At 64.6% G+C, this 23,793-nt stretch carries 26 protein-coding genes; 4 read left to right on the forward strand and 22 right to left on the reverse strand.

Annotated features, from left to right (window positions below):
- Window positions 1-87: 87 nt before the first annotated feature.
- Both P9220_RS17880 and P9220_RS17885 read left to right on the forward strand, forming a co-directional pair.
- A complete protein-coding gene (locus P9220_RS17880) occupies window positions 88-1,416 on the forward strand; it encodes an aspartate aminotransferase family protein (protein ID WP_309766401.1) in 1,329 nt (442 codons plus the stop codon).
- A 114-nt stretch (window positions 1,417-1,530) separates the two neighbouring features.
- Window positions 1,531-2,067, forward strand: a complete 537-nt coding sequence (locus P9220_RS17885) for a carboxymuconolactone decarboxylase family protein (RefSeq protein ID WP_309766402.1) — start codon at window positions 1,531-1,533, stop codon at window positions 2,065-2,067.
- Here the strand turns inward: P9220_RS17885 and P9220_RS17890 are convergent.
- Genes P9220_RS17890 through P9220_RS17900 form a run of 3 tightly spaced genes read right to left on the reverse strand, consistent with a single transcriptional unit; the run spans window position 2,064 to window position 4,735 of the window.
- Window positions 2,064-2,825 (reverse strand): slipin family protein, encoded by a 762-nt coding sequence (locus tag P9220_RS17890; protein WP_309766403.1) that lies wholly within the window; start codon window positions 2,823-2,825, stop codon window positions 2,064-2,066. The genes P9220_RS17885 and P9220_RS17890 overlap by 4 nt on opposite strands.
- 12 nt (window positions 2,826-2,837) lie before the next feature.
- A complete protein-coding gene (locus tag P9220_RS17895) occupies window positions 2,838-4,202 on the reverse strand; it encodes a nodulation protein NfeD (protein WP_309766404.1) in 1,365 nt (454 codons plus the stop codon).
- 29 nt (window positions 4,203-4,231) lie between these two features.
- Window positions 4,232-4,735, reverse strand: a complete 504-nt coding sequence (locus P9220_RS17900; RefSeq protein ID WP_309766406.1) for a BON domain-containing protein — start codon at window positions 4,733-4,735, stop codon at window positions 4,232-4,234.
- A 74-nt stretch (window positions 4,736-4,809) separates the two neighbouring features.
- Here P9220_RS17900 and P9220_RS17905 point away from each other — a divergent pair, with 74 nt between their 5' ends.
- Window positions 4,810-5,229: a secondary thiamine-phosphate synthase enzyme YjbQ gene (locus P9220_RS17905; protein WP_309766408.1), complete on the forward strand. Its 420-nt coding sequence runs from the start codon at window positions 4,810-4,812 to the stop codon at window positions 5,227-5,229.
- 12 nt (window positions 5,230-5,241) lie between these two features.
- Here P9220_RS17905 and P9220_RS17910 read toward each other — a convergent pair whose 3' ends face one another.
- The 19 genes from P9220_RS17910 to P9220_RS18000 all read right to left on the reverse strand — a co-directional run bounded on the left by P9220_RS17910 (window position 5,242) and on the right by P9220_RS18000 (window position 22,234).
- The gene (locus P9220_RS17910) at window positions 5,242-5,478 is read right to left on the reverse strand and encodes a BrnA antitoxin family protein (RefSeq protein WP_309766820.1); all 237 of its coding nucleotides are present in this window, start codon (window positions 5,476-5,478) and stop codon (window positions 5,242-5,244) included.
- On the reverse strand, window positions 5,384-5,791 hold the full coding sequence (locus tag P9220_RS17915) for a BrnT family toxin (protein WP_309766410.1): 408 nt from the start codon (window positions 5,789-5,791) through the stop codon (window positions 5,384-5,386). Before P9220_RS17915 ends, P9220_RS17910 begins: the two co-directional genes overlap by 95 nt.
- 107 nt (window positions 5,792-5,898) lie before the next feature.
- Window positions 5,899-6,669: a CDP-diacylglycerol diphosphatase gene (locus P9220_RS17920; protein ID WP_309766411.1), complete on the reverse strand. Its 771-nt coding sequence runs from the start codon at window positions 6,667-6,669 to the stop codon at window positions 5,899-5,901.
- Window positions 6,670-6,861: 192 nt separating this feature from the next.
- Window positions 6,862-7,182, reverse strand: a complete 321-nt coding sequence (locus P9220_RS17925) for a DUF4148 domain-containing protein (protein ID WP_309766822.1) — start codon at window positions 7,180-7,182, stop codon at window positions 6,862-6,864.
- Between the two features lie 315 nt (window positions 7,183-7,497).
- A complete protein-coding gene (gene hutG / locus P9220_RS17930) occupies window positions 7,498-8,310 on the reverse strand; it encodes an N-formylglutamate deformylase (RefSeq protein ID WP_309766412.1) in 813 nt (270 codons plus the stop codon).
- Window positions 8,311-8,334: 24 nt separating this feature from the next.
- Window positions 8,335-9,714, reverse strand: coding sequence for a formimidoylglutamate deiminase (locus tag P9220_RS17935; protein WP_309766414.1), 1,380 nt, complete (start codon window positions 9,712-9,714; stop codon window positions 8,335-8,337).
- Window positions 9,715-9,734: 20 nt separating this feature from the next.
- Window positions 9,735-10,265 carry a HutD family protein gene (locus P9220_RS17940; protein ID WP_309766823.1) on the reverse strand — a complete coding sequence of 177 codons (531 nt, stop codon included), beginning with the start codon at window positions 10,263-10,265 and terminating at the stop codon, window positions 9,735-9,737.
- 34 nt (window positions 10,266-10,299) lie between these two features.
- Window positions 10,300-10,995, reverse strand: coding sequence for a histidine utilization repressor (gene hutC / locus P9220_RS17945; RefSeq protein ID WP_309766416.1), 696 nt, complete (start codon window positions 10,993-10,995; stop codon window positions 10,300-10,302).
- Complete coding sequence (hutH, locus tag P9220_RS17950; protein WP_309766418.1) at window positions 10,992-12,539, reverse strand: histidine ammonia-lyase; 1,548 nt, start codon at window positions 12,537-12,539, stop codon at window positions 10,992-10,994. Before hutH ends, hutC begins: the two co-directional genes overlap by 4 nt.
- A 132-nt stretch (window positions 12,540-12,671) precedes the next feature.
- Entirely contained in the window at window positions 12,672-13,142 is a 471-nt protein-coding gene (locus tag P9220_RS17955) for a GNAT family N-acetyltransferase (RefSeq protein WP_309766420.1), read from the reverse strand.
- 127 nt (window positions 13,143-13,269) lie between these two features.
- A complete protein-coding gene (crcB, locus tag P9220_RS17960; RefSeq protein WP_309766422.1) occupies window positions 13,270-13,647 on the reverse strand; it encodes a fluoride efflux transporter CrcB in 378 nt (125 codons plus the stop codon).
- An 8-nt stretch (window positions 13,648-13,655) separates the two neighbouring features.
- Complete coding sequence (locus tag P9220_RS17965; RefSeq protein ID WP_309766424.1) at window positions 13,656-13,883, reverse strand: hypothetical protein; 228 nt, start codon at window positions 13,881-13,883, stop codon at window positions 13,656-13,658.
- Between the two features lie 96 nt (window positions 13,884-13,979).
- On the reverse strand, window positions 13,980-15,002 hold the full coding sequence (locus tag P9220_RS17970) for a P1 family peptidase (protein WP_309766426.1): 1,023 nt from the start codon (window positions 15,000-15,002) through the stop codon (window positions 13,980-13,982).
- On the reverse strand, window positions 15,002-15,892 hold the full coding sequence (gsiD, locus tag P9220_RS17975) for a glutathione ABC transporter permease GsiD (RefSeq protein WP_309766428.1): 891 nt from the start codon (window positions 15,890-15,892) through the stop codon (window positions 15,002-15,004). Before gsiD ends, P9220_RS17970 begins: the two co-directional genes overlap by 1 nt.
- A gap of 7 nt (window positions 15,893-15,899) precedes the next feature.
- Window positions 15,900-16,820: a glutathione ABC transporter permease GsiC gene (gsiC, locus tag P9220_RS17980; protein ID WP_309766429.1), complete on the reverse strand. Its 921-nt coding sequence runs from the start codon at window positions 16,818-16,820 to the stop codon at window positions 15,900-15,902.
- A 2-nt stretch (window positions 16,821-16,822) separates the two neighbouring features.
- Entirely contained in the window at window positions 16,823-18,379 is a 1,557-nt protein-coding gene (gene gsiB, locus P9220_RS17985; protein WP_309766431.1) for a glutathione ABC transporter substrate-binding protein GsiB, read from the reverse strand.
- A 62-nt stretch (window positions 18,380-18,441) separates the two neighbouring features.
- The gene (locus P9220_RS17990) at window positions 18,442-20,343 is read right to left on the reverse strand and encodes a dipeptide ABC transporter ATP-binding protein (RefSeq protein WP_309766433.1); all 1,902 of its coding nucleotides are present in this window, start codon (window positions 20,341-20,343) and stop codon (window positions 18,442-18,444) included.
- Window positions 20,340-21,308, reverse strand: a complete 969-nt coding sequence (locus P9220_RS17995; RefSeq protein WP_309766434.1) for an isoaspartyl peptidase/L-asparaginase — start codon at window positions 21,306-21,308, stop codon at window positions 20,340-20,342. Before P9220_RS17995 ends, P9220_RS17990 begins: the two co-directional genes overlap by 4 nt.
- Window positions 21,305-22,234, reverse strand: a complete 930-nt coding sequence (locus P9220_RS18000; protein WP_309766435.1) for a MurR/RpiR family transcriptional regulator — start codon at window positions 22,232-22,234, stop codon at window positions 21,305-21,307. The genes P9220_RS17995 and P9220_RS18000 overlap by 4 nt, the downstream gene beginning before the upstream one ends.
- Window positions 22,235-22,411: 177 nt before the next feature.
- Between P9220_RS18000 and P9220_RS18005 the strand changes: the two genes are divergently transcribed.
- Window positions 22,412-23,677 carry a mechanosensitive ion channel domain-containing protein gene (locus P9220_RS18005; protein WP_309766436.1) on the forward strand — a complete coding sequence of 422 codons (1,266 nt, stop codon included), beginning with the start codon at window positions 22,412-22,414 and terminating at the stop codon, window positions 23,675-23,677.
- Window positions 23,678-23,793 lie beyond the last annotated feature (116 nt).

A 23,793-nucleotide genomic window follows, 5' to 3' on the forward strand; every position in this document is an offset into this window, starting at 1 on the left:
AGCACAGTCGGCAGGGCAGTAGAAGAACTGTCTATGCCGCACCATTTTTTCCGCGACTAGAGTGACCGTTCTTCCTGGAGACCCGTTATGAATGCTCGCCCTGTCATCGACGATCTGTCGTCGTTCTGGATGCCCTTCACCGCCAACCGCCAGTTCAAGGCCGCGCCGCGCCTTCTCGAGAGCGCAAAAGGCATGTACTACCGCTCGACCGATGGCCGGGAAGTGCTCGACGGCTGCGCGGGGCTCTGGTGTGTGAACGCGGGACATTGCCGGGACGAGATCGTCGATGCCGTGCAGAAGGCGCTCGCCACGCTCGACTTCGCGCCGACGTTCCAGATGGGCCATCCGCTCGCGTTCGAGGCGGCGTCGAAGGTTGCCGCGCTGATGCCGGAAGGGCTGGATCGCATCTTCTTCACGAATTCGGGTTCCGAGTCCGTCGATACCGCGCTGAAGATCGCGATTGCCTACCATCGCGCGCGCGGCGAAGGACAGCGCACGCGGTTCATCGGGCGCGAGCGCGGCTATCACGGCGTGGGCTTCGGCGGCATTTCGGTGGGCGGCATTGCGCCGAATCGCAAGACGTTCTCGGGCGCGCTGTTGCCGTCGGTCGATCATCTGCCGCATACGCACGATCTCGCCCACAACGCGTTTTCGAAGGGCCAGCCTGCGTGGGGCGAACACCTCGCGGACGAACTCGAGCGCATCGTCGCGCTGCACGATGCATCGACGATTGCGGCCGTGATCGTCGAACCCGTCGCCGGTTCCACCGGCGTGCTGATTCCGCCGAAGGGCTATCTGCAGAAGCTGCGCGACATTTGCACGAAACACGGCATCCTGCTGATCTTCGATGAAGTCATCACCGGTTTCGGCCGTCTCGGCAAGGCCACGGCGAGCGCGTACTTTGGCGTGACGCCCGACATCATCACGATGGCCAAGGCGATCAACAACGCGACGATTCCGATGGGCGCGGTCGCGGCGCATCGCCGCGTGCACGACGCGATCGTCGATGCCGGCGCGGCGAACGCCATCGAACTCTTTCACGGCTACACGTACTCCGCGCATCCGGCGGCGACCGCGGCGGCCATCGCCACGCTCGATCTCTATTCGCGCGACAAGCTCTTCGAGCGCGCGGCGTCGAAGGCGGAGAAGTTCGAAAACGCGGCGCATGCGCTGCGCGACGCGCCTTTCGTGAAGGACATTCGCAATCTCGGACTGGTCGCGGGAATCGAGCTCGAATCGCGCGATGGCGCGCCGGGCGCACGCGCCTACGAGGTGTTCGTCAAGTGCTTCGAGGCGGGCTTGCTCGTGCGCTATACCGGCGACATCCTCGCGTTCTCGCCGCCGCTCATCGTCGAGGATGATCAGATCGAACACATCTTCGGGACCGTGCGGAAGGTGCTGGAGAGCGTGAAGTAGCTTTGAGACGATCGCGCGTGTCTATGAGACGCGCGCGCATTCACGTCGATGCGGTGCGCCCCTACAGTTGAGCCATGCCATGCAGATGGCGATCAACGAAACCAGGAGCACACCATGTCACGTCTTTCTCAGGTCAACGTCAACGAAGCCAGCGGCAAGACTGCGGAGCTTTTCGCCGCCATCAGGAAGGCCGCCGGCCGCGTGCCGAACGCGTACGCGACGATCGGCACGCACAGCCCCGGCGCACTGGGCGCGGCGCTCGCCAACGATGCCGTGCTCGCGAAGAGCAGTCTCGACAAGGCGGATGCCGAAGCGATCAAGCTCGCCATCAGTGAACTGGCGGGTTGCGATTACTGTGCAGCGGCGCATACGGTCGTCGGCAAGATGGCCGGCCTGACGCAACTGGAAACGCAGCAGATTCGCGCGGGCGAAGCGACCGGCAACGCGAAGCGCGACGCCCTCGTGCGCTTCGTGCGGCAAGTCGCCGATTCACGCGGTACGGTCGATGCCCGCGTGCTCGGAGATGTGCGCGAAGCCGGCTATTCGGAGGCGCAGGTCATCGACGCGCTGTTCGCGATGAGCGTCATCAACTTCACGAACCTGGTGAACCGGGTGAACGACACGACGGTGGATTTTCCGGCGCTCGTCTAGCTCTTCGAGAACCGCTCGACGATCGCGCTCACGAGATCCACCGGGACCGGAAACACGATCGTCGAGTTCTTGTCACCGGCAATCGTCGTGAGCGTCTGCAGATAGCGCAACTGCATCGCTTGCGGCGCCTGCGCAAGCATCTGCGCCGCCTGCAGCAGTTTCTCGGACGCCTGCAACTCGCCTTCCGCATGAATGATCTTCGCGCGACGCTCGCGTTCGGCTTCGGCCTGACGGGCGATCGCGCGAATCATCGTCTCGTTGATGTCCACGTCCTTGATCTCGACGTTCGATACCTTGATGCCCCACGCATCGGTCTGCGCATCCAGCACGCGCTGAATGTCGCTGTTGAGGCGCTCGCGCTCGGACAGGAGTTCGTCGAGTTCATGCTTGCCGAGAATCGCGCGCAGCGTGGTCTGCGACAGCTGGCTCGTCGCATCCAGAAAGCGCGCGACCTGAATCACGGCCTTCTCCGGATCGACGACGCGAAAGTACACGACGGCGTTCACCTTCACAGACACGTTGTCGCGTGTGATGACGTCCTGCGGCGGCACGTCGAACACGACGGTGCGCAGGTCCATGCGAACGACTTGCTGCACGACCGGAATGATCAGCACGAGCCCCGGTCCCTTCACCTTCCAGAAGCGCCCGAGCATGAACACGACGCCGCGCTCGTACTCCCGAAAAATCCGCACCGCCGACGCCAGGATGAACACGACGAGCGCAATCACGATGCCGCTAAAGCCGAAGGTAAGCCCCATGTTTCTAGCCTCTCAAGCTGCCTGCTGACGTTGATCTTCGAGCGGCTCGACGGTGAGCGTGAGACCGTCGCGCGCGACGACCCGCACTCGCTCGCCCGCGCCGGGCAAGCCGCGCGCCTCTGTTGTCTGCACGCGCCAGCGTTCGCCGTGCACGCGAGCCCATCCGCTGTCGCCGTTCGACTCCAGCATCACGCCGATGCTGCCCAGCATCGCCTCGCCGCCGCTCACGACGGGGCGCTTGCGCGCCTTCAACGCGGCGCCCGACACCGCGAACACGAAGAGCGCCGTGGTCGCCGCGAGCGCAAGCACGACGCTCACCGGAATGCCGAAGCCGGGCACGTCGGTATCGATCAGCATCAGCGCGCCGATCGCGAACGCGACGATTCCGCCGATGCCGAGCGCACCGAACGTCGGCAGGAACATTTCCGCGATCAGACAGCCGGTGCCGAGCAGGATCAGGCCCAGGCCGACGTAGCTGATCGGCAGAAGCTGCAACGCGAACAGTCCGACGAGCAGGCAGATCGCGCCCGCGACGCCCGGCAGCACGAATCCCGGATTGGCGAACTCGAAGAACAGCCCGTACATGCCGATCATCATCAGGATCAGCGCGACGCTCGGATCGGTGATCGCCGCGAGAAAGCGGCTGCGCCAGTCCGGCTGAAGGACGATGACGGGCGCCGCGCGCGTCGCGAGCGTGCGTTCGCCGAGCGCCGTGCGGACGTGGCGGCCGTCGAGTTTCGCGAGCAGATCGGGCGTGTCCGTCGCGGTCACGTCGATGACTTTCTGCGCGAGCGCCTCGTTCGCCGACAGCGCGACGGCCTCGCGCACCGCGCGCTCCGCCCATTGCTCGTTGCGGCCCCGCAATTGCGCGAGGCCGCGGATATACGCGGCGGCGTCCTGCACCTGCTTGCGTGTTTCGGCGGACGATTCATCGGGCGATGACGCCGCCCGCTCCTTGCCGCCCATGCCGAGCTGAACAGGCGTGGCCGCGCCCAGATTCGTGCCGGGCGCCATCGCGGCGATATGGCTCGCATAGACGATGTACGTGCCCGCGCTCGCCGCCCGCGCCCCGCTCGGCGCAATGAACGCAGCCACCGGCACGGGCGACGCGAGCATCGCCTGAATGATCGAGCGCATCGACAGGTCGAGGCCGCCGGGCGTGTCGATCCGCAGCACGGCGAGTTGCGCGTGCTCGTCGGCGGCGCGGGACAGCGAGCGCACGACGAAATCCGCGCTCGCCGGGCCGATGGCGCCCGACAGCGGGATCACGACGACCGGAGCGGCGGCATCGGCCGGCAGCGCGACGAAGCCGAGCGCGGCCGCCAGCACGAGGCGTCGCACGAAAAGAAGCAGCCAGTCAGCGAAAATCGTTGTCATCGGCAATCGCCGGCCGCAGCCGGCGTCGCTCACGGTCTCGCTTTCAGCTTAGGCGATAGAACAGTCGTCCGGTCGATGACTTTCTCGACATCGGCCGTCTCGCCCAGTTCGGAGACGAAGCGCGCCGTGTCGAAATCGGGCGACACGCAGCCGTCGATATAAACGAAGCGGCGCTGCAAGGTGAGCCACAGGCTCGTTTTCTCGCGCCATTGCAGCGATGCGTTCAGCGCGTTCAGGCGGCGTGCGACGCTTTCGGCGATTTCCTTGTCATAGGCGTAGCTATTCGGCAGACGGCAGCGGCCCGCCAGCCAGCAGCTATTGCCGCGTTCGATGCGGTAGTGCGCTTCGTCGATCCATTCGTTCCCGGTTTCGAACGGGCCGCGCGGCGCGGGGCAGGAGACAATGGCGCTGGAGACGTGGAGGAAGGGATCGTTGCCGCGATTGGCGGGCGTATCGTCGGCGTGAGCGGCGCTCATCAGCGTCGCAAGAGCGAGCACGCGCGTTGCATACTTGCTGGAAAGCGATGTGCGCATCGGTGACGTCCGTGAGCCAGCCATGGCAAAGCATAGAACATCAACATGAACACTCAGCTCGATACGGAAACCAAATGAAACAGGCAATGCATCATCTAAGGCTCGCCACGCGCTCGCGCGGGCTGCACGAAGTCACGCGCGATATCGACCGGTGGATCGACATGCAGGACATCCGCTCCGGTCTGCTGACGGTTTTCTGCCGGCATACGTCGGCATCGCTGCTGATTCAGGAGAATGCCGATCCCGATGTGCGCGCCGATCTCGAGCGCTATTTCGAAACCGTCGCGCCGGAAGCGCCGGGCCGTTATATCCACGCTGCGGAAGGCCCCGACGACATGCCCGCGCATCTGCGCACCGCGCTGACGAACGTGCAGCTTTCGATTCCCGTGGAAGCCGGGCGCATGGTGCTCGGCACATGGCAAGGCATCTACGTGTTCGAACATCGGGCGTCGCCGCATGACCGCGAACTGGTGCTGCATCTGATCGGCGAGTGATTCGTTTGACGCTCACCCGCCGCTCGCGACCGGATGCTCGCGCAGCCACTCGCGCAACGCGTCGTTCATGCGCGTCTGCCAGCCCGCGCCGCCCGCGCGAAACGCCGCGACGATATCGGCGTCATACCGCACGGTGAGCTGAACCTTCGGCGATTCACTCGGCGGACGGCCGATCCGCCGTGTCATGGTCTCGTACAGGGCGTCGGAAGGGACGAACGTTGCCGGATCGGACCGGATGCCGCGCTGGATCGCGGCTTCTTCCGCCGGCGTGTTCCGCGCCAATTTTTTCGATGCTGCGTTCATATCTGTCTACCTCACGATTATTCGCACGGCGCACGCTGATGATGCGCAGCGCCGCGCCCCGCTGGGTGAACACCACGCAATAGAGCCGTGACTCGACCGGCGCATAGCCGATCTCGCGGAGTTCGCCATAGTCTTTCCGATCGTCCACGGCGGACATGACTTCGCGCCAGTCGATACGATGCGCCAGTTCCAGCGAGACGCCGTGCCGGCTGCGATTCAGCGCGTCCTTGAGCGGATCGAACAGAATGTCGATTTGCATTTATCGTAACTACGAAAAAGAAGAATAACAAGGCGCGCGGCGATGCGTGTCACAAACTTTTGCGTTCGCGACCCGGCGTGCCGCACCACCTCATTCTTCCTTCTGCGTCACGGTTTTTCGATAGACCGATCGGCTAATCCGCAGGTGTGGTCCTGAAGCTCTTCCGACGACGCCCAGTCGCCGAAGCCGACCTGATCGTTGAGCAGATAGAACGCGGGCGCGCCGTCGCGGCGGAACGCACCGGCGAGCAGCAGCGTCTGATCGCCCATCGCGCGGCCTTCGCGGGCGAGCGTCGCTGCGAGCAGCCTGAACGGATCGGTGTGCGAGAGATCGGCATCGTCAATGCGCATCGCGCGATAGCGATGCCCGCGCAGGCGCATCGGCAGCGGCGTCCACTCCGCGCCGATGCCCGGCCCGGCCTCGTGAAGCGCCTCGGCGACATCCGCCGCGAGGCAATCGATATGAATGTGCAACTGGTTTTGCGTCCGTCCGCTGGCGGAATTGATCGCGAGCGAGACCCGGTCGCGAGGCAAGGGACGGCGCAATGCGTCGTCGACATAACGGCGGGCTTTCCAGGCATCGCGCCAGTAGTTCGGGGCGTCGGCGGCGAGCAGTTCGGGGCTTTCGATGCCACTCACGCGCGCCGTCGGAATCAGCAGATATTGCGCGACCCCGACGATGTCCTTCAGCACGGCATAGCCGCCCGCGAGATCGACCTCCGCGCACGGTTGCGTGACGGGCGCGCCCCGCGCTGCCGGGACACACTGTCCGTTGACGATATCCCACAGCGCGTCGGGATTCGCGGCGCGCGCGGCGGACAGCGCGAGGCCGAGCGTTGCGGCGACGCCGGATACGATGAGCTTCTTGACGACATGCATCGGCAGCAATCCAGCGGGGCAAAAGGTTAGCGTGCCGGATTATGCTGGCAGACGTGTGAAAGCAGTGAAAGCCCCGGGAATCGAGCGCACATGAAAAAGCGCCAGCCGCGAACGTCACGACTGGCGCTTTCCGACACTTCCACTGCTACCGCCAACCTCTACTGCCAACCTCTACTACTACCGCGCTTCGCCTTAATGGCCGAAGTACACCGAATTGCGATCCGACATCGAGAGGGTCGCACCCGAACGCGAGCCCGACTGCGCCGTGCCGGCCGCCGACGGACCGTACGACGTTGCGGCGACACCTTCTTCGGCGTTCACGCGCGCCTGCGCAGCCTGCAGATTTTGCGGATACGAAACGCGATCTTGCGACGGGTTGTAGCCGGCCTTCTCCAGTTGAACGAGTTCGGCACGGACTTGCTCGCGGGTCAGCGCGCCGTTGTTTTGCGCGAAAGCGAACGTCGGAGCGGCCAGAGCCGAAGCGATGACGAGAGCCGGAACAAAGGACTTGATCATGATGAAACCTCCAGTAGTCTTGTTTTGAGATCGAAACCGGAATCGGGAGCTTTTTAAGCGCTGTCTGATTTCGTTTCGTTGAAAGCAAGTTTAGGAGGGCAGCGAACTAGGGGAAACCCCTATTTCAGCTAAAGATATTTGTTGGATCGACAACAATCTACTTCGCGGGCTTGGGACGCACTAGCGCATCGATGGAAGGCACAGGGGCTTGATTTTTCTAGCGAATCAGCAGCGCGCTGGCTGTTCGAGAAGGCAACCTGTAAGCACCGGCCATTGCGCCGGCGTCAGTCCGCCGTCACGTTCGCGCCAGAATCATCGCGCGGCGACGTAGTCGGTCGCTGCGCCGAGCAATTCGCGCAACAACGGCTGGACCTGGCTCGCGCGGGTTTCATCGTAGGCATAGGGCGACGACTCCTCCATGTACGTCGCCTGCGTCAGCTCCAGTTGAACCGCGTGGATGCCGTTCGCAGGATCGCCGTAGCGCCGGGTAATGTAGCCGCCCTTGAAACGTCCGTTCGCCACGCTGGAGTATCGACCGTCGCGTTCGACGATTTCCGCCAGCCGCCCGGCCAGCCCCGCCGCCGCCGACGCGCCATCCGCCGTCCCGAAGTTGAACTCGGGCAGGCGGCCCTCGAAGAAGCGCGGCACGACCGAGCGGATCGAATGCGCTTCCCACAGCAGCACGCGGCCGTGCGTATCCCGCAGGGCGGCGAGTTCGGTCGCGAGCGCGTCGTGATACGGCTGCCAGTACAACGCGCGGCGGGCATCGATCTGTTCGCGCGACGGCGCATGCCCGGGCCGATAGAGCGGTTCCTTGTCGAAGGTATCGACGGGACAGAGGCCGGTCGTGTCGCGGCCCGGATAGAGGTTCGCGTCGTCGGGCGGGCGATTCAGATCGATGACGTAGCGCGCGTATTCCGGCAGCAGGATCGACGCGCCCATCTCGCGTGCGAAGGCATAAAGCCGTTCGAGATGCCAGTCGCAGTCATCGACGCAGAGCGCGACCGGCGTCATCTCTTCGACGAGCGCTTCCGGAATGCGCGTGCCCCGATGCGGAATCGAGATCAGAAGCGGCGCCGTGCCGCGCTTGAGCGTGTAGATGGAACAATCTCTGGTGGTTTCCATGTCGGCGGTCTCGGTCATTGAAGCTCACGCGAGCAGCGTCTGCACAGCCTCGCGATAACGCCCGAGCGCCGCCTCTTCGCCGGCGTGGCGGCGGGCGTCGATCACCTTGCGGCCGCTCGTGAACACATCGCGGATGGGCGTCTCGCCATGCTCGCAGAAAACGGCGCTGGAAAGCCAGCTCTCGCATGGATGTCCGCCGATGCCCGCATGTGCTTCGTCCAGCACGATCCAGTCCGCGCGCATGCCGGCCGCGAGCGCGCCGATGCGCCGCCCGCTCGCGCTTGCGCCGCCGTCGAGCGCGGCGTCGAACAGACGGTCGGCCGGGCGGCTCGACTCCGCAGAAGCGAGCACGTTGCGCTCGCGCCGCCATAGACGCTGGCCGTATTCGAAGAGACGCAACTCCGAGCGCCAGTCGACGCCCACGTGACTATCCGAACCGATGCCGATGCGTCCGCCCGCATCGAGATAATCGCGCGCCGGAAAGACGCCGTCGCCGAGGTTCGCTTCGGTCGTCAGGCACAGGCCCGCGACGGCACGGCTCGCGGCGAGGCGCTGCAATTCGGCGGCGTCGATATGCGTCGCGTGCACGAGGCACCAGCGCGCATCGACGTCGAAACGGTCGAGCAGCCATTGCACCGGGCGCTGGCCGGTCTGCGCGATGCACGCATCGACTTCGGCAAGCTGCTCCGCGACGTGGATATGCACCGGCCCGCGATCGAAGCGCGCGTCGAACCCTTCGAGCAGCGCCGCCAGCGATTCGCCCGACACCGCCCGCAGCGAATGCGGCGCGACGCCATAACGCCGCGAGCCGTTCTCGGGCCGCGCCTGCGCGAGCGTATCGAGCAAGTGCAGCAGGCTGTCGGGCGTGTTGATGAAACGCCGCTGATCGTCGCGTGGCGCGGCGTTGCCGAATCCGCTGTATTGGTAGAGCACCGGCAGCATCGTGATGCCGATCCCCGCGCGCTCCGCCGAATCGACGACGCGTTCGGCCAGTTCGGCGCGGTTCGCGTAAGGGCCGCCGTCGTTCGCGTGATGCACGTAATGGAACTCGCAGACCGACGTATAACCGGCCTTCAGCATCTCGATGTAGAGCCAGTGCGCGATATCCGCGAGCACGCCCGGCTCGATCTTCGCGGCGAAGCGGTACATCAGGTCGCGCCAGCTCCAGAAGGTATCGGCGGCGCTCGCGCGATATTCGGTCAGGCCCGCCATCGCGCGCTGGAAAGCATGCGAATGCAGATTGGGCATGCCGGGCAGCACCGGCCCCTTCGCCCTTTCGACGCCGGCCGGCGCGGCGCTGTCCGCTTCGACGCGCACGAGCGCGCCGTCGTCGTTCCATTCGATGAGCACGTCGCGCCGCCAGCCGTCGGGCAGGCGCGCGTGGTCGGCGAAGAACAGGTTCATGTGACTTCTCTCCGATGCCGTCAAAGCAGGTCGATGCCGATGTGAAGCCAGGCGCTGTCCGGCGCGGCTTCGACGCATGACGCGGTGCGGTCGATGCGCAACGTATCGCCGGCGTCGAGCGTGACGCCGTGCTCTCTCAGGGTCAGGCCACCGCTCACGCAATGGATGAACGTGACGTCGTGCCGGGCCGTGGTTTCGCAGACCGCACCGCGCCGCACGTCCACCGACGCCCGCGCCCGATCGCGCCGCACCATCACGTTGAAGTCGCGGGTCGGTCCGGCAAGCAAGGCCGCGTGAATCGGCGTTTCGCCTGCGAATCGCGCGATCGCGAGCGGCCGGTCCAGTGCATGCACGCGCCCGTCCGTTTCGGTAAGCCGCATGCCCGCGCCGCCGAGCAGCACGAGCACGCGGTCCACGCCGGGAAACGCGGAAAACGCCCCATCCGCCGATACATCCGCGACGGAGAGCCGCCACGCGAAGGCATCGAGCGACGCTCCCGGCGGGCTGGCCGCAATCTCGCGTGTGACGCCGCCGCCGTTTTTCCACGGCATGTCGATGAGCGAAGCGGCGGGAATGATCGTCACGTCAGAAGTGTCCGGTGAACTGATAGCGATCGCCCGGATGCCAGAGATTGGCGACCGAGGCGACCGTGTCGCGCGACCACGTCCGCCGATGCAGCAGCAGACACGGCTCGTGCTCGGTCATCGCGAGCGCGTGACGAATCCCGGCCGACGGCACCGACGCCTCGATCCGGTACTCCACACGCTGCAGCGGCGCGGCGATCATCAGGTACTGATTGGGCGTGATCGTCGTGAAATCCTGCCGCGCGTACTCGGGCGCGAGCGCCGGATTCACATGGCGTTCTTCGAGCTGAACCGGCTCGTCATTCTCGAAGTGGAGCACGCGCGAATGAAACACCGGGCTGCCGAGCGCGAGCTGCATTTCGGCGGCGAGCGTTTCATCGACGATGGATGCGCCCAGATGCAGCACCTCCGCGCGATACGCATGGCCGCGCGCGACGATTTCATCGGAAATGCTGCGAATCTCCACCAGCGTCGACGCGTACTTGGGCTGCGCGACGAAGGTGCCCGCGCCCTGCACCCGCGTCAGCACCTGCTCGGCCGTCAGTTCGCGCAGCGCGCGGTTCACCGTCATGCGCGCGACCTTGAATTCCCGCGCCAGCTCGTTTTCGGAGGGCACCTGATCGCCCTCCTTCCATTCGCCGACGTGAATGCGCCCAAGGATGTAATCCTTGATCTCGCGATACGCAGGCGTGCTCATGCGCCGGTTTCCGCCGCGTTCATCGCTTCGGATACGAACGAAAACGGGCTGTGCTTCGCGATCTCGCCGTCCTGCACGAGCGTCGCGATGGCCGCGATATCGGGCGCGAAGTAGTGGTCGATATCGTAGTGCGGCACGCGCGCGCGCAGCGTCTTCATCACGGCGTCGAGCCGCTCGCTCGTCCGGTGCGGCGCGCGCAGATCGACGCCTTGTGCCGCTGCGAGCAGTTCGATGGCGAGAATGTTGGCCGTGTTGCTCGCGATATCGCCGAGCTTGCGCGCGGCGAACGTGGCCATTGAAACGTGATCTTCCTGGTTCGCGGAGGTCGGCAACGAATCGACGGAAGCGGGATGCGCGAGCGTCTTGTTCTCCGATGCCAGCGCCGCCGCCGTCACATGCGCGATCATGAAGCCCGAGTTGACGCCGCCATCGCGCACGAGGAACGGCGGCAGGCCGGAGAGCGTCGCGTCAATCAGCAGCGCGATGCGGCGCTCGGCCAGCGCGCCGATTTCCGCCGCCGCGAGCGCGAGATTGTCGGCGGCGAACGCGACCGGCTCGGCGTGGAAGTTGCCGCCCGAAAGCACCTCGCCCGTATCGGGGAAAATGAGCGGATTGTCGGAAACGGCGTTCGCTTCGATGAGCAGCACGTCGGCGGCGTGGCGCATCTGGTCGAGACAGGCGCCCATCACTTGCGGCTGGCAGCGCAGGCTGTACGGGTCCTGCACCTTCTCGCAATCCGCGTGCGACAGATTGATGCCCGAGCCTTCCAGCAACGTGCGATACGCAGCGGCCGCGTCCATCTGCCCGCGATGTCCGCGCAGTTCGTGGATGCGCGCATCGAACGGCACGACGGAACCGGCAGCCGCATCCACCGATAGGGAACCCGCCACGAGCCCCGTGCGGAACAGGTCTTCGATTGCGAAGAGGTTATAGAGCGCGAGCGCCGCCGACGCTTGCGTGCCGTTGAGCAGCGCGAGCCCTTCCTTCGCCTGCAGCGTGAGCGGCTTGAGTCCGGCGACTGCAAGGCCGTCTACCGCGCTCGCGCGTTCGCCGCGCACCATCACTTCGCCGATGCCGAGCAGCACCGTCGACATATGCGCGAGCGGCGCGAGATCGCCCGATGCGCCGACCGAGCCCTTGACCGGGATGATGGGCAGCACGTCGGCGTTGAACAGCGTGATGAGCGCCTCGATGACTTCGCGGCGAATGCCCGAATGACCGCGCCCGAGACTCGACAGCTTGAGCGCCATCAGGAGGCGCACGACCGGGCGGGACATCGGCTCGCCGACGCCGACCGCATGCGACAGCACGAGATTACGCTGCAGCAGTTCGAGTTGATCGGCCGGAATATGCGTGTTGGCGAGCCGCCCGAAGCCCGTGTTGATGCCGTAGGCGGGATCGCCCTTGGCGGCGATCGCTGCAACGGCGCGCGCGCTCGCGTCGATGGCGTCGAAGCTCGCGGGATCGAGGCGCAGCGAGTCGGAGCCGCGCGCAATGCGGCGCAGTTGCGGCAGCGTGAGTTGTCCGGGCGTCAGCGTAATCATGTTTCGTCCTGTCTATACAAGTTAGACGCCAGTCTAAACGGGCATAAACGGCGAAACAAGGGGAACTACGGGATTCCACTGAGATGAAATCCCAACGACGCATCCTGTTGTCTATACAGATGAAGCGTGTTTTTACAACACCTTTTCCATGATGAGCTGCACGAAGCGCTGACCTCTTACGACTGCACGCGCGAGCAGCATGGTGAAGCCGCAGTACTCGAAGAACTCACGTCCGGTCGCGCTGGAATAGGTGTGCAGCACACGGATGCCGGCTTCGTCGGCTTCGGCTTCGATGCGCGCGAGCAGCGCCGTCGCCACGCCTTTGCGCTGGTGATCCGGGTGCACGAACATCATGTCGATCAGTCCGTTCTTCTCGAGATCGGCGAAACCCGCGAGCTGGCCGTCCGTGAACGCAACCCAGGTCGGCCGGCTCGCGCGGGCCAGCGCCCATTCGTCCGGGTCGGCTTGCGCCCACGCTTCGATCTGCTTTTCGTTGTAATCGGCCGATGCCGTCTCGCGCACCGCGCGGAGAAACAGATCGATGATGCCGTCGAGATCGCTCGGACGGTACGGTCTGATTTCGATAAGCGGGAACACGGACATGTATTTCACCTTCTTTCTTGCGGTCAAAGAGTAGAGCCGCTGCAGGCGCAGCGAAGTGGAGCGTCGGGGACGCAGGACGAAATTGTAGGAAACAGGCGCGGGCGAAACGCCAAAAGGTGTGGCGGCATCAACTCGCGGCGGCGACAGTCGCGATTCCGAGCGCGGTCATCAGCAGCGAAGCGCCGACGTGCGTCGCGATTTCGATGAACGCCCAGCCGAACCGCCCCTGCTGAAGATGCGCGACCACCTCAGCGGAAAACGTCGAAAACGTGGACAGCCCGCCCATCAGTCCGGTGATGACGAAGAGCCGCCATTCGACCGAGATATCCGGAAAACGTGCGAAAAACGCCACCGCCACCCCGATGATGTACCCGGCGATGACATTGGCCGTGAAAGTGCCGAGCGGCAAGTTAGGAAAGATGGCGTTCAGGCGCAACCCGAGCGCCCATCGGAGCAGCGAACCGAGGCCGCCGCCAAGTCCCACGGCGAAAATCGACAGGTACATGAATAAGCTTAGTTATCTGAATGAAGGTGCGCGAGCCGTTCGACGAGCGCAGCCCGGCTTCGCTCGACGATCCATCCCCGCTCGTGCCGCACATGCGCCGCCCACGTGCCGTCGCGCCGCGCTTCCCAGCAGCCCGCCTCGTGGCCGTCGATGAAGAGCGAGCCGCGCATGAGCAGCGCGGGATCGGCGGGATCGAGCGCCATGTCGTCGTTGTGTTCGAGCTTTACATCGTGCATGAACGTCGCCTGCGAAAGCCGGCTATCGGCATTCTAACGATACTTGAGCCTCTTACCGTAACACGAAGGATATTGCCGAATGGCAATCGAGCGTGCTCATGGCTGCGTTCGAAGCGCGTCCTTCAGCGAGAGTCGCCGATGACCGTCGCGGCCGGTCACGCTTTTCGCGCTGAAAAGCGCATCGAGAATGGCCTGTTCGATGCTGTCGGCGGTCGACTGAAACAGCGGATCGATGAAGGCGTCGCCAAGCAGCGGCGGCATCGCGATGAAAGCGGCTTCGTGGGGGACCGTGTACGCGGTCGAGAACGCCAGCGCGATGTCGCCGCTGCCGTGGCCATAGACGGAGCCGGTGCGCGCGAGGCCCGCTGCGGCGCGCATCGCCACGCGGCGTAGCTGGCGCGAATCGAGCGGCGCGTCGGTGGCGACCAGCATGATGATCGATCCTTGCTCCGGAGCGGCGTTCGATTGCATCGCGGCGTGCAGCCGGCGCCCGACCGTATCGCCCGCGATCGTGAGTTGCGGCAGGCGGCCGAAGTTGGCGAGCACGAGCGCGCCTGTCGTGTACGCGTGTCCTTCGATGTGGACAATGCGCGATGCCGCACCAATGCCGCCCTTCAGTTCGAAGCACGACATGCCACGTCCCGCGCCGACCGAGCCGCGAGCGAAGTCGGCGGAACATGCGGCGAGGGCATCGCGATAATGCGCCTCTTCCACGGCGAAAGCCTGCATGTCGTTCAGATATCCGTCGTTGCATTCGAGAACGAGCGGATTCACGCTCGGCCAGTCGCGGCCGATCTTCGCATTTGCTTCGCATGCCGAACGAACCTGCGCCTGCGCGACGGCGCCGATACCGAACGTATTCGTCAGTGCGACCGGCGTTTCGAGGACGCCGAGTTCGTCGAGCTGCACGAGTCCGACGCTCTTGCCGAAGCCATTGATGACGCACGCCGCAGCGGGAACCTTGTCGCGATAGATGTCGCCGTCATGCGGACGCACGACCGTGACGCCGGTCCGGATATCGCCGTCGTTCAATGTGCAATGCCCGACCGCTACGCCCGCCACGTCCGCGATCGTGCCGCGTGCTCCCGCTTCGAACACGCCGATATGCGGTACGTTCATCACGGCCGGTCGAGCTTCGGATCGAGCGCATCGCGCAGGCCGTCGCCCAGCAGATTGAAGGCGAGCACCGTGAAGAAGATCGCGAGGCTCGGGAAGATCGCGACGTGCGGGGCCATCGTCATGTCGGCGCGCGCCTCGTTGAGCATCGCGCCCCACTCGGGCGTCGGCGGCTGCGCGCCCAGGCCGAGAAACGAAAGGCTCGCCGCCGTGATGATCGACGTGCCGATGCGCATCGTGAAGTAGACGACCACCGACGATATCGTGCCCGGCAGAATGTGCCGCACGATGATCGTCCAGTCCGAAGCGCCGATGCTGCGCGCCGCCTCGATATACGTGAGATGCTTGAGCGCAAGCGTGTTGCCGCGCACGAGCCGCGCAAACGCGGGAATGCTGAAAATGGCGACGGCGAACACGACGTTGACCATGCCGTTGCCGAGAATCGCAACCACGCCGATTGCAAGCAAAATGCCGGGAAACGCGAACAGGACGTCTGAGATGCGCATCACGATGCGGTCCCACCAGCCTTCGTAATACCCGGCGAGCAGGCCGAAGAACGTGCCGATGACCGCGCCGATCACCACGCTCACGAGTCCCGCCGTCAGCGAGATACGGCTGCCGACGAGAATGCGGCTCAGGATATCGCGGCCCAGCGAATCGACGCCGAACCAGTGCGCCGCCGACGGCCCCGCGTTGAGCGCATCGTAATCGAAGTAGTTCTCGGGGTCATACGGCGCGATATATGGCGCGATGATCGCAAGCACGACGAGCAACAGGACGAACACCGCCGCCACGAGCGCGACATGCTGCTGCCGGAACTTGCGCCAGAACTCGCTCCACGGCGTGCGTACTTCCTGCTGCGTGCTTCCGGCGACTCGGGCGGTCACACTCATGCGATCCTCACTTGAACCGGATGGTCGGGTTGATGACCGCGTACAGCACGTCCACGACCAGATTGATGACGATGAACTCCAGCGAGAACAGCAGCACTTCCGCCTGAATCACCGGGTAGTCGCGCATCTCGACCGCATCCACGAGCAGGCGTCCGAGACCGGGCCAGTTGAACACTTTCTCGACGACGATCGAGCCGCCGAGCAGGAAGCCGAATTGCAGGCCCATCATCGTGACGACCGGGATCATCGCGTTGCGCAGGCAATGCTTGACGATGACCATCGGCTCATGCACGCCCTTCGCGCGCGCCGTACGCACGAAGTCCTCGCCCAGCACTTCGACGAACGATGCCCGCGTGAAGCGCGCCATGACCGCCGCCACCGCAGCGCCGAGCGTGAGCGATGGCAACACGTAGCTTTGCCATGTGCCGTCGCCGACGATGGGCAGCCAGCCGAGCTTGACCGAGAAGATCTCGATGAGCAGCATCCCCAGCGCGAACGCCGGAAACGATATGCCCGACACCGCGAGCGTCATGCCGATGCGATCGGGCCACTTGTTGCGCCACACCGCCGACACAATGCCGATCGCCATTCCGAACACCACGGCCCACGCCATGCTGGCGAGCGTGAGCCATAGCGTCGGCATGAAGCGCTCGGCGATTTCCGTGCTGACGGGCCGCTTGCTGCGCGTCGACATGCCGAAGTCGAAGTGCACGACCCTGCTGAAGAAGCTCACGAGTTGATGCGGCAGCGGCTTGTCGAGACCGAGATCGGCACGCACGAGGGCGACCGTCGCTTCGTCCGCTTCGGCCCCGGCCGCGAGACGCGCCGGATCGCCGGGCAGCAGATGCACGAACAGGAAAACCAGCACCGCGACGATGAAAAGCGTCGGCAGAAGCCCCAGCAGACGCTTCGCGAGGAAGTTGAGCATCGTTACTTGATGGCGATGTCGTCGAAATTGAACGAGCCGTCAGGCATCACGTATGCGCCGGAAAGCCGCTTGCTGCGCGCATAGACCACTTTCTCGGTGACGAGAAAGATCCACGGCGCATCGGCCCAGATGCGCTTCTGCGCATCCGCATAGAGCGCGGCTTTCTCGTTGCGATCGGTGGTGGCGAGCGCCTTCTGCAAGTCGGCGTCGACGTTTTCGTTCCGGTAGTACGCCGTATTCGACAGCTTCGGCGGCATCGACGAGCTCGCGAGCAACGGCGAGATGGCCCAGTCCGCTTCGCCCGTCGACGACGACCAGCCGATGTAGTACATCCGCACGGGAGCGGTGGCCGGATCGGGCGCGCTGTCCACGCGCTGCACGCGCTGCCCCGCTTCCAGCGCTTCGACCGACGCCTTCACGCCTACTTGCCCGAGCTGTTGCTGCACGAACTGAATGATCTTCTGGGCCGTCGTGTGGTTATAGCCGGACCAGAGCGTCGTTTCGAAGCCGTTCGGATAGCCGGCTTCCTTCAGCAACTGGCGAGCCCTGGCCGGATCGTATTTCCAGGGGCCGAGCTTCGTCGCATAGTCGACGCCCTGCGGCACGACGCCTTCGGACGGCACCGCATAGCCCGCGAACGCGACCTTGACCAGCGCTTCCTTGTTGATCGCATAGTTGAGCGCCTCGCGCACCTTCGGGTTATCGAAGGGCTTCTGGCCCATGTTCATGCTGATGTAGCGCTGAATGATCGACGGCGCGGCGATCAGATCGACCTTCGGGCTGGACTTGAGCGTGGCCGCCTGTTCGAACGGCACCTGGAACGCGAAGTCCGCTTCGCCGGTCTGCATGAGCGCCGCACGCGTGTTGTTATCGACGACCGGCTTCCAGTCGATCATGTCGATCTTCGGATAACCCTTCTTCCAGTAGCCCGCGAACTTCTTCACCTTGAGGTCGTCCGTCTGTTTCCATTCGACGAACTCGAACGGTCCCGTGCCGACCGGATGAAACGCGATCTCCTTGCCATGCTTCTGGAGCGCGGCCGGCGACATCATCACCGCCGACGGATGCGCGAGCACGTTGATGAACGCGGAGAACGGAATCTTCAGCGTGACCCTGACCGTGTAAGGGTCGATGACTTCCGTCTTCTCGATCTTGTTGAAGAGGTTGTAGCGCTTGAGCTTGTTCGCCGGATCGATCACGCGATCGAACGATGCCTTCACTGCATCGGCGTTGAAGTCGGTGCCGTCGTGGAACTTCACGCCCTGACGCAAGTGGATCGTATAGACCTTCGCATCGGGACTCGCCTCGTAGCTCGCCGCAAGCACGTTCTGAATCTTCATGTCCTTGTCGAAGCCGAACAGCCCTTGATAGAACGACTTCGATACCGCTTGCGACAGCGTGTCGTTGGCATCGTAGGGATCGAGCGTCGTGAACGTCGAAGCGACGGCCATGACCGCGGTGCTTTGCGCATGGGCGGTCACGGGCCCGAGCGCGAACATCGAGGCGACTGCACTCGCTGCAACGCAACTGCGAAACTTGAACGAACGAGAGGACGGCATCGTGAACTCCTTTGCTTGACGTTATGGTTCGCTACGATGTGCTTCCGGCGATTTTCCGGCATCTAATACGCGCCGCCGACGTGATGCTCGGCGACATAATGATCCGGTCCCACCGCAACGAGCCTGGCGACCGTCGGCTCGTCGCCGAGCTTGCGTATCGGGCTCGGAATTTCATCGGCGGCGAGCATGCGCTTCGCATGACGGCGCGCGGGGTCCGCAACCGGAACGGCGCTCATCAGCTTCCTCGTGTACGGATGACGCGGCGCTTCGAAGACGGCGGCGCGCGGCCCGATCTCCACGATCTGCCCGAGATACATCACCGCTACCCGATGGCTCACGCGCTCCACCACCGCCATGTCATGCGAGATGAAGAGATACGCAATGCCCAGTTCGCGCTGGAGATCGAGCATGAGATTGACGATCTGAGCGCGCACCGAGACATCGAGCGCAGAGACGGATTCATCGGCGATGACGACTTTCGGGTTGAGCGCAAGCGCGCGTGCGATCGCGATGCGCTGACGCTGCCCGCCGGAGAATTCATGCGGATAGCGTTGCGCGGCCTCCGGCGGCAAGCCGACCTTTTCGAGCAGCCAGTCGACTCGCGCCTGCGCTTCCTTTCCGCTCGCCACGCCATGCACGAGCAGCGGTTCCATCACCGAGAATCCGACAGTCAGACGCGGATTGAGCGACGCGAACGGGTCCTGAAAGATGAACTGGATATTGCGGCGCAAAGCCTGCAACTCGGGGCCTTGCAATGCGCTGATCTCGCGTCCGTCGAATTCGATCGAACCGCTCTGGCTTTCGACGAGCCTCAGAAGCGATCGCCCCGTCGTCGACTTGCCGCATCCGGATTCGCCGACGAGCGCGAGTGTTTCGCCCTGCCGCAGATCGAAACTGACGCGCTCGACCGCATGCACCGCCGCGGTCGTACGCCCGAAAAGGCCCGTTTTGACGGGAAAGCGCGTGATCAGGTCGCGCACGCGCAGAATCGGCGGACTGCTTTCGTCGACAGCGGGCTGCATCTGATGTTCCACCGCCGCCGATGGCCGCAGCGCGCTGGCATCGTCGGGAGCAGCGTCCGCCGGTTCGACTTCGACGATCGGAAACTTGGCCGGACGATGCGTGCCGTGCATCGCGCCGAGCGTCGGCACCGCAGCGAGCAGCGCCTTCGTGTAGCGATGATTCGGGTTCCGAAATAGCGTCTCAGACGCCCCTTCCTCGACCTTCTCGCCGCGATACATCACCAGCACGCGGTCCGCGACTTCCGCGACGACGCCCATATCGTGCGTGATGAAGATCACGCCCATGTTCATCTCGTCCTGCAGGCCGCGCACGAGTTGCAGAATCTGCGCCTGAATGGTCACGTCGAGCGCGGTCGTCGGTTCGTCGGCGATCAGCAGCGCGGGCCTGCATGAAAGCGCCATCGCGATCATCACGCGCTGACGCATCCCGCCCGAGAGCTGATGCGGATAACGTCCGAATACGCGGCGCGCTTCGGGAATGCGTACGAGGTCGAGCAGGCGCAACACTTCCTGGCGCGCCTGCGAACGGCTCTTGCCCTGATGCAGCGCAATCGCCTCCGCGATCTGATCGCCGACGGTGAAAACCGGATTGAGCGATGTCATCGGCTCTTGAAAGATCATCGCGATATCGGCGCCGCGCACGGTACGCATCGTCGCGGACGAAGCGCGCGCCAGATCGAGCACGTTCCCGTTGCGCCTGCAAAACGCGATGCTGCCCGCAGCAATCGCGCCGCCGCTGTGCTCGACGAGCCGCATCAGCGCAAGCGACGTCACCGACTTGCCCGAGCCGGATTCGCCGACGATCGCAAGCGTCTCGCCGCGATCCACCGTGAACGAGACGCCGCGCACGGCTTCGATGAGCCGCGAGCGCGAGCGGAACGTGACCGAGAGATCATGCACCTCGATCACGCGCGCATCGGGCAAGGTGAGCGTCGCGGTCATGTGCGGTAAATCGCCGTGACGGGTGCTTCGTTCACACGCGCATGGCCGCGATACATGCCTTCCGTATTGAACGGCAACGCGACATTGCCCTTCGCATCGATGGCGATGAGCCCGCCGCGTCCGTCGATGCGCGGCAGCTTGTTCATCACGACATCGCGTGCCGCTTCTTCGAGCGCGAGGCCGCGATATTCCATCTGCGCCGACACGTCATAGGCGGCGAGCATGCGGATGAACATCTCGCCCGTGCCGGTCGTCGAGACGGCGCAGGTCGCATTGTTCGCATAGCAGCCCGCGCCGATCAGAGGCGCATCGCCGACGCGCCCGGCCTGCTTGTTCGTCACGCCGCCCGTCGATGTCGCAGCGGCCAGATGACCGTTCGCATCGAGCGCCACCGCGCCGACCGTGCCGAACTTCCTCGCGGGATCGATGGGGTCGTCTTCGTCCGTGGCCTGCGCGGCTGCATCGTGATCCAGCAGCGTGCGCGATGTGCCGCGGGCCTTGAGCCATTGCTGATAGCGCGCATCGGTATGAAAGTACGACGGCTCGACGAACTCCAGCCCTTGTTCGCGCGCGAACGCTTCCGCACCGGCGGCAGTGAACATCACATGCTCGCTGACATCGAGAACGCGGCGCGCGGCGAGCACCGGATTCTTCACGCGCGTCACGCAACTGATCGCGCCGGCATCGAGCGTCGAACCGTCCATGATCGACGCGTCGAGTTCGTGCGTGCCCGCCGCCGTGAACACCGCGCCGTGGCCCGCATTGAAGAGCGGACAGTCTTCGAGCAGACGCACCGCTTCGGTGACGGCGTCGAGCGCGCGGCCGCCGCTGGCGAGGATGCGTTCGCCCGCGCGCAGCACGTCGGCGAGCGCCGCGTGATAGCGCGCTTCGGTGTCGGCGTTCATGGCCGAGCGCAGGATCGTGCCCGCGCCGCCGTGTATCGCAATCACTGGAATGGCGCTCATGATTCGCGCGGCTCCCGTCGAGTGTGTTGTCCGGTCGATGCCGTCGCAAGCCACGGCAATACGCATTCGGCGAGCCCCGACGCCGCTTCCACCGATCGTTTCGCGCGATGCGCGACTGCATCGCACAGTGCTTCGATGACTGCGAGCACGGCCGTGTCGCAATTCGCGGCGAGCCGTCGTTCGGCGGGAATGGTCAGCACGAGATCCGCGACGCGCGCAAGCGGGGACACGCCGCTGTCGGTCAGCGCGACGACGCGCACGCCGTGCTCGCGGGCCTGCCGCGCGAGCGTGATGGTGTCGTCGACATAACGTGGAAACGCAATGGCGACGAGCACGTCCTCGCGCGATGCCGTGAAGAGCCGCCGCGCCGCATGCGACGGTCCGCCGACGAGCGCGAGCGACTGCACGTTCGCGCAATACGGCGTGAGACCGTGCTCCATCAGCCCGGCGAGAAACGCGCTCGCGCCGTAGCCGAGCACGAACACGCGATGCGCGTCGAGTAATGCGTCGACGAGCGTGTCGGCCTTCGAAGCATCGACCGATGCCTGCGCGAGCCGCACGTTCGACGCCGCCTGCACGAGCGCCGCCTGGAACACCTCGGCCCCGCTCACGGACGTTTCGAGCGACGAGCGCAAGCGTTCGACCGGTGCGATGGTCGCTTCGAAGCCGCGCACGAGCGCATCGCGGAACGCCGGATAGCCCGAGAAGCCGAGCGCCCGCGCGAAGCGGTTCGCCGTCGCGATGGACGCGCCGACCGCATCGGCGAATTCGTCGATGCGCATGGTTGCCGAGCGAAACAGGTTCGCCATCACGAACGCGCCCATGCGCTGATGGATCGGCGTGAGCGTCGGCATGGCGGTGGCGATGCGCGTCGCGATCGGTTCGTCGGCGGTCATCGGCGGGGAGACCGGAAATCGGCGGGACATGACTCGGCGGCACGCTCGTCGGGTAGTCGCGATGAAAGCATATTTACCCCAAACGGCCGTCGAAAAAAATTCATTTTCATCGGACTCGGGTTTTCGATGAGGCCGCGCGACGCGCGAAAAGCATGTGCACGTTCATGCACAATACGGGACGTATCGCTCACGAGCCGACATCGACGCATGAATATCGACCTTCTTCCCGACGCCCTCACGCAACACCTGCCGACGCAACCCTGGGCGCAACTGATCGTGGGGCTGGCCGCGCTGTTCGTCGTCGCGCAGTTCGTGCAGTGGATCATTGCGCGCGTGCTGCTGCGCATCGCGCACCGGCTTCTGGTGCTCGCGGGGCACTCGGCGTGGGACCTGGCGTTCATCCGGCATCGCGCGTATCAGCGGCTGTGGTATGCGGCGCCCTTCGCGGTCGTCGCGCTCTGCATCGGCGAAGTGCCGCATATCGGGCGATGGGCCGAGCCGATCGGACGCATTGCGCACGGCGGCGCGTGGATCTGCGTGTTCCTCGCGACGGGCAGCGCGCTTTCGGCGTGGCAGGACGTCTATGCCGCGAGCAAGGAGGCGCAGACGCGCTCGATCAAGGGCTATATTCAGATCGGCAAGCTGGCGCTCGCGCTCGTGTGCGGCGTGCTCGTGCTCTCGATCCTCATCGACCGCTCGCCGCTCTGGATGCTCTCGGGTCTGGGCGCGCTATCCGCGGTGCTGCTGCTCGTGTTCAAGGACACGCTGCTGTCGCTCGTGGCGAGCACGCAGCTCACGTCGAACGACATGTTGCGCATCGGCGACTGGATCGAGATGCCGCAAGCGCTCGCGGATGGCGCCGTCAAGGACATCGCGCTGCATACGGTCAAGGTGCAGAACTGGGACAACACGATCACCACCGTGCCGACCTACAAGCTCTTCTCGGAGAGCTATCGCAACTATCGGCACATGTTCGAATCGGGCGGCAGACGCATCAAGCGGACGATGCGTATCGACGCCCAATGCGTGCGTTTTCTCACCGATGACGAAACAGAACGCATGCTGCGCTTTCGGCTGCTGCACGATTACCTGCAGCAGAAGCAGACCGAAGTCGAACAGGCGAACCGCAATCTCGGCGAGTTGGCGGCCGAGCCCGCGAATCGCCGGCGGCTCACGAACATCGGCACGTTTCGCGCGTACGGGCTTGCGTATCTGCAGCATCATCCGGAGATACGGCAGGACATGGCGATCATGGTCCGCATGATGGAGCCGGAGTCGGAAGGCATTCCGATCGAAGTGTATTGTTTCACCGCGACGACCGCGTGGGCGCAATACGAGCGCATTCAGGGCGATGTGTTCGATCACCTGCTGTCCATTCTTCCGGAGATGGGCTTGCGGCTGTATCAGGCGCCGTCGGGAACGGACTTCTCGGGCGTCGCCGGGCGGCTGCGCGGCGAGATGCCGACGCTTTGACCCGTGCCCGGAAGAATCAGGCAAGAATCCTCGATTTTTATGTATTCACGCGCGCAGTCACGATCCTTACGATGATGTCATCGCCGGTGCGTCGCATCGCATCGCCATTTCATCGG

Source organism: Caballeronia sp. LZ016 (genome assembly GCF_031450805.1).
Taxonomy (GTDB): domain Bacteria; phylum Pseudomonadota; class Gammaproteobacteria; order Burkholderiales; family Burkholderiaceae; genus Caballeronia.

Coding starts and splice junctions, on each gene's coding strand:
- P9220_RS17900 (WP_309766406.1), bottom strand. CDS start 4,735: ATGCGCACATCGCTTTCCAGCAAGTATGCAACGCGCGTGCTCGCTCTT.
- gsiD (WP_309766428.1), bottom strand. CDS start 15,892: ATGAGTGTGACCGCCCGAGTCGCCGGAAGCACGCAGCAGGAAGTACGC.
- P9220_RS17990 (WP_309766433.1), bottom strand. CDS start 20,343: ATGACCGCGACGCTCACCTTGCCCGATGCGCGCGTGATCGAGGTGCAT.
- P9220_RS17885 (WP_309766402.1), top strand. CDS start 1,531: ATGTCACGTCTTTCTCAGGTCAACGTCAACGAAGCCAGCGGCAAGACT.
- crcB (WP_309766422.1), bottom strand. CDS start 13,647: ATGTACCTGTCGATTTTCGCCGTGGGACTTGGCGGCGGCCTCGGTTCG.
- P9220_RS17895 (WP_309766404.1), bottom strand. CDS start 4,202: ATGACAACGATTTTCGCTGACTGGCTGCTTCTTTTCGTGCGACGCCTC.
- P9220_RS18000 (WP_309766435.1), bottom strand. CDS start 22,234: ATGTCCCGCCGATTTCCGGTCTCCCCGCCGATGACCGCCGACGAACCG.
- P9220_RS17920 (WP_309766411.1), bottom strand. CDS start 6,669: ATGCATGTCGTCAAGAAGCTCATCGTATCCGGCGTCGCCGCAACGCTC.
- P9220_RS17970 (WP_309766426.1), bottom strand. CDS start 15,002: ATGAACGTACCGCATATCGGCGTGTTCGAAGCGGGAGCACGCGGCACG.
- gsiC (WP_309766429.1), bottom strand. CDS start 16,820: ATGCTCAACTTCCTCGCGAAGCGTCTGCTGGGGCTTCTGCCGACGCTT.
- P9220_RS17915 (WP_309766410.1), bottom strand. CDS start 5,791: ATGCAAATCGACATTCTGTTCGATCCGCTCAAGGACGCGCTGAATCGC.
- hutH (WP_309766418.1), bottom strand. CDS start 12,539: ATGATTACGCTGACGCCCGGACAACTCACGCTGCCGCAACTGCGCCGC.
- P9220_RS17905 (WP_309766408.1), top strand. CDS start 4,810: ATGAAACAGGCAATGCATCATCTAAGGCTCGCCACGCGCTCGCGCGGG.
- hutG (WP_309766412.1), bottom strand. CDS start 8,310: ATGGAAACCACCAGAGATTGTTCCATCTACACGCTCAAGCGCGGCACG.
- P9220_RS17965 (WP_309766424.1), bottom strand. CDS start 13,883: ATGCACGATGTAAAGCTCGAACACAACGACGACATGGCGCTCGATCCC.
- P9220_RS17880 (WP_309766401.1), top strand. CDS start 88: ATGAATGCTCGCCCTGTCATCGACGATCTGTCGTCGTTCTGGATGCCC.
- hutC (WP_309766416.1), bottom strand. CDS start 10,995: ATGAGCACGCCTGCGTATCGCGAGATCAAGGATTACATCCTTGGGCGC.
- P9220_RS17890 (WP_309766403.1), bottom strand. CDS start 2,825: ATGGGGCTTACCTTCGGCTTTAGCGGCATCGTGATTGCGCTCGTCGTG.
- P9220_RS17955 (WP_309766420.1), bottom strand. CDS start 13,142: ATGTCCGTGTTCCCGCTTATCGAAATCAGACCGTACCGTCCGAGCGAT.
- P9220_RS17995 (WP_309766434.1), bottom strand. CDS start 21,308: ATGAGCGCCATTCCAGTGATTGCGATACACGGCGGCGCGGGCACGATC.
- P9220_RS17935 (WP_309766414.1), bottom strand. CDS start 9,714: ATGAACCTGTTCTTCGCCGACCACGCGCGCCTGCCCGACGGCTGGCGG.
- P9220_RS18005 (WP_309766436.1), top strand. CDS start 22,412: ATGAATATCGACCTTCTTCCCGACGCCCTCACGCAACACCTGCCGACG.
- gsiB (WP_309766431.1), bottom strand. CDS start 18,379: ATGCCGTCCTCTCGTTCGTTCAAGTTTCGCAGTTGCGTTGCAGCGAGT.
- P9220_RS17940 (WP_309766823.1), bottom strand. CDS start 10,265: ATGCCGTGGAAAAACGGCGGCGGCGTCACACGCGAGATTGCGGCCAGC.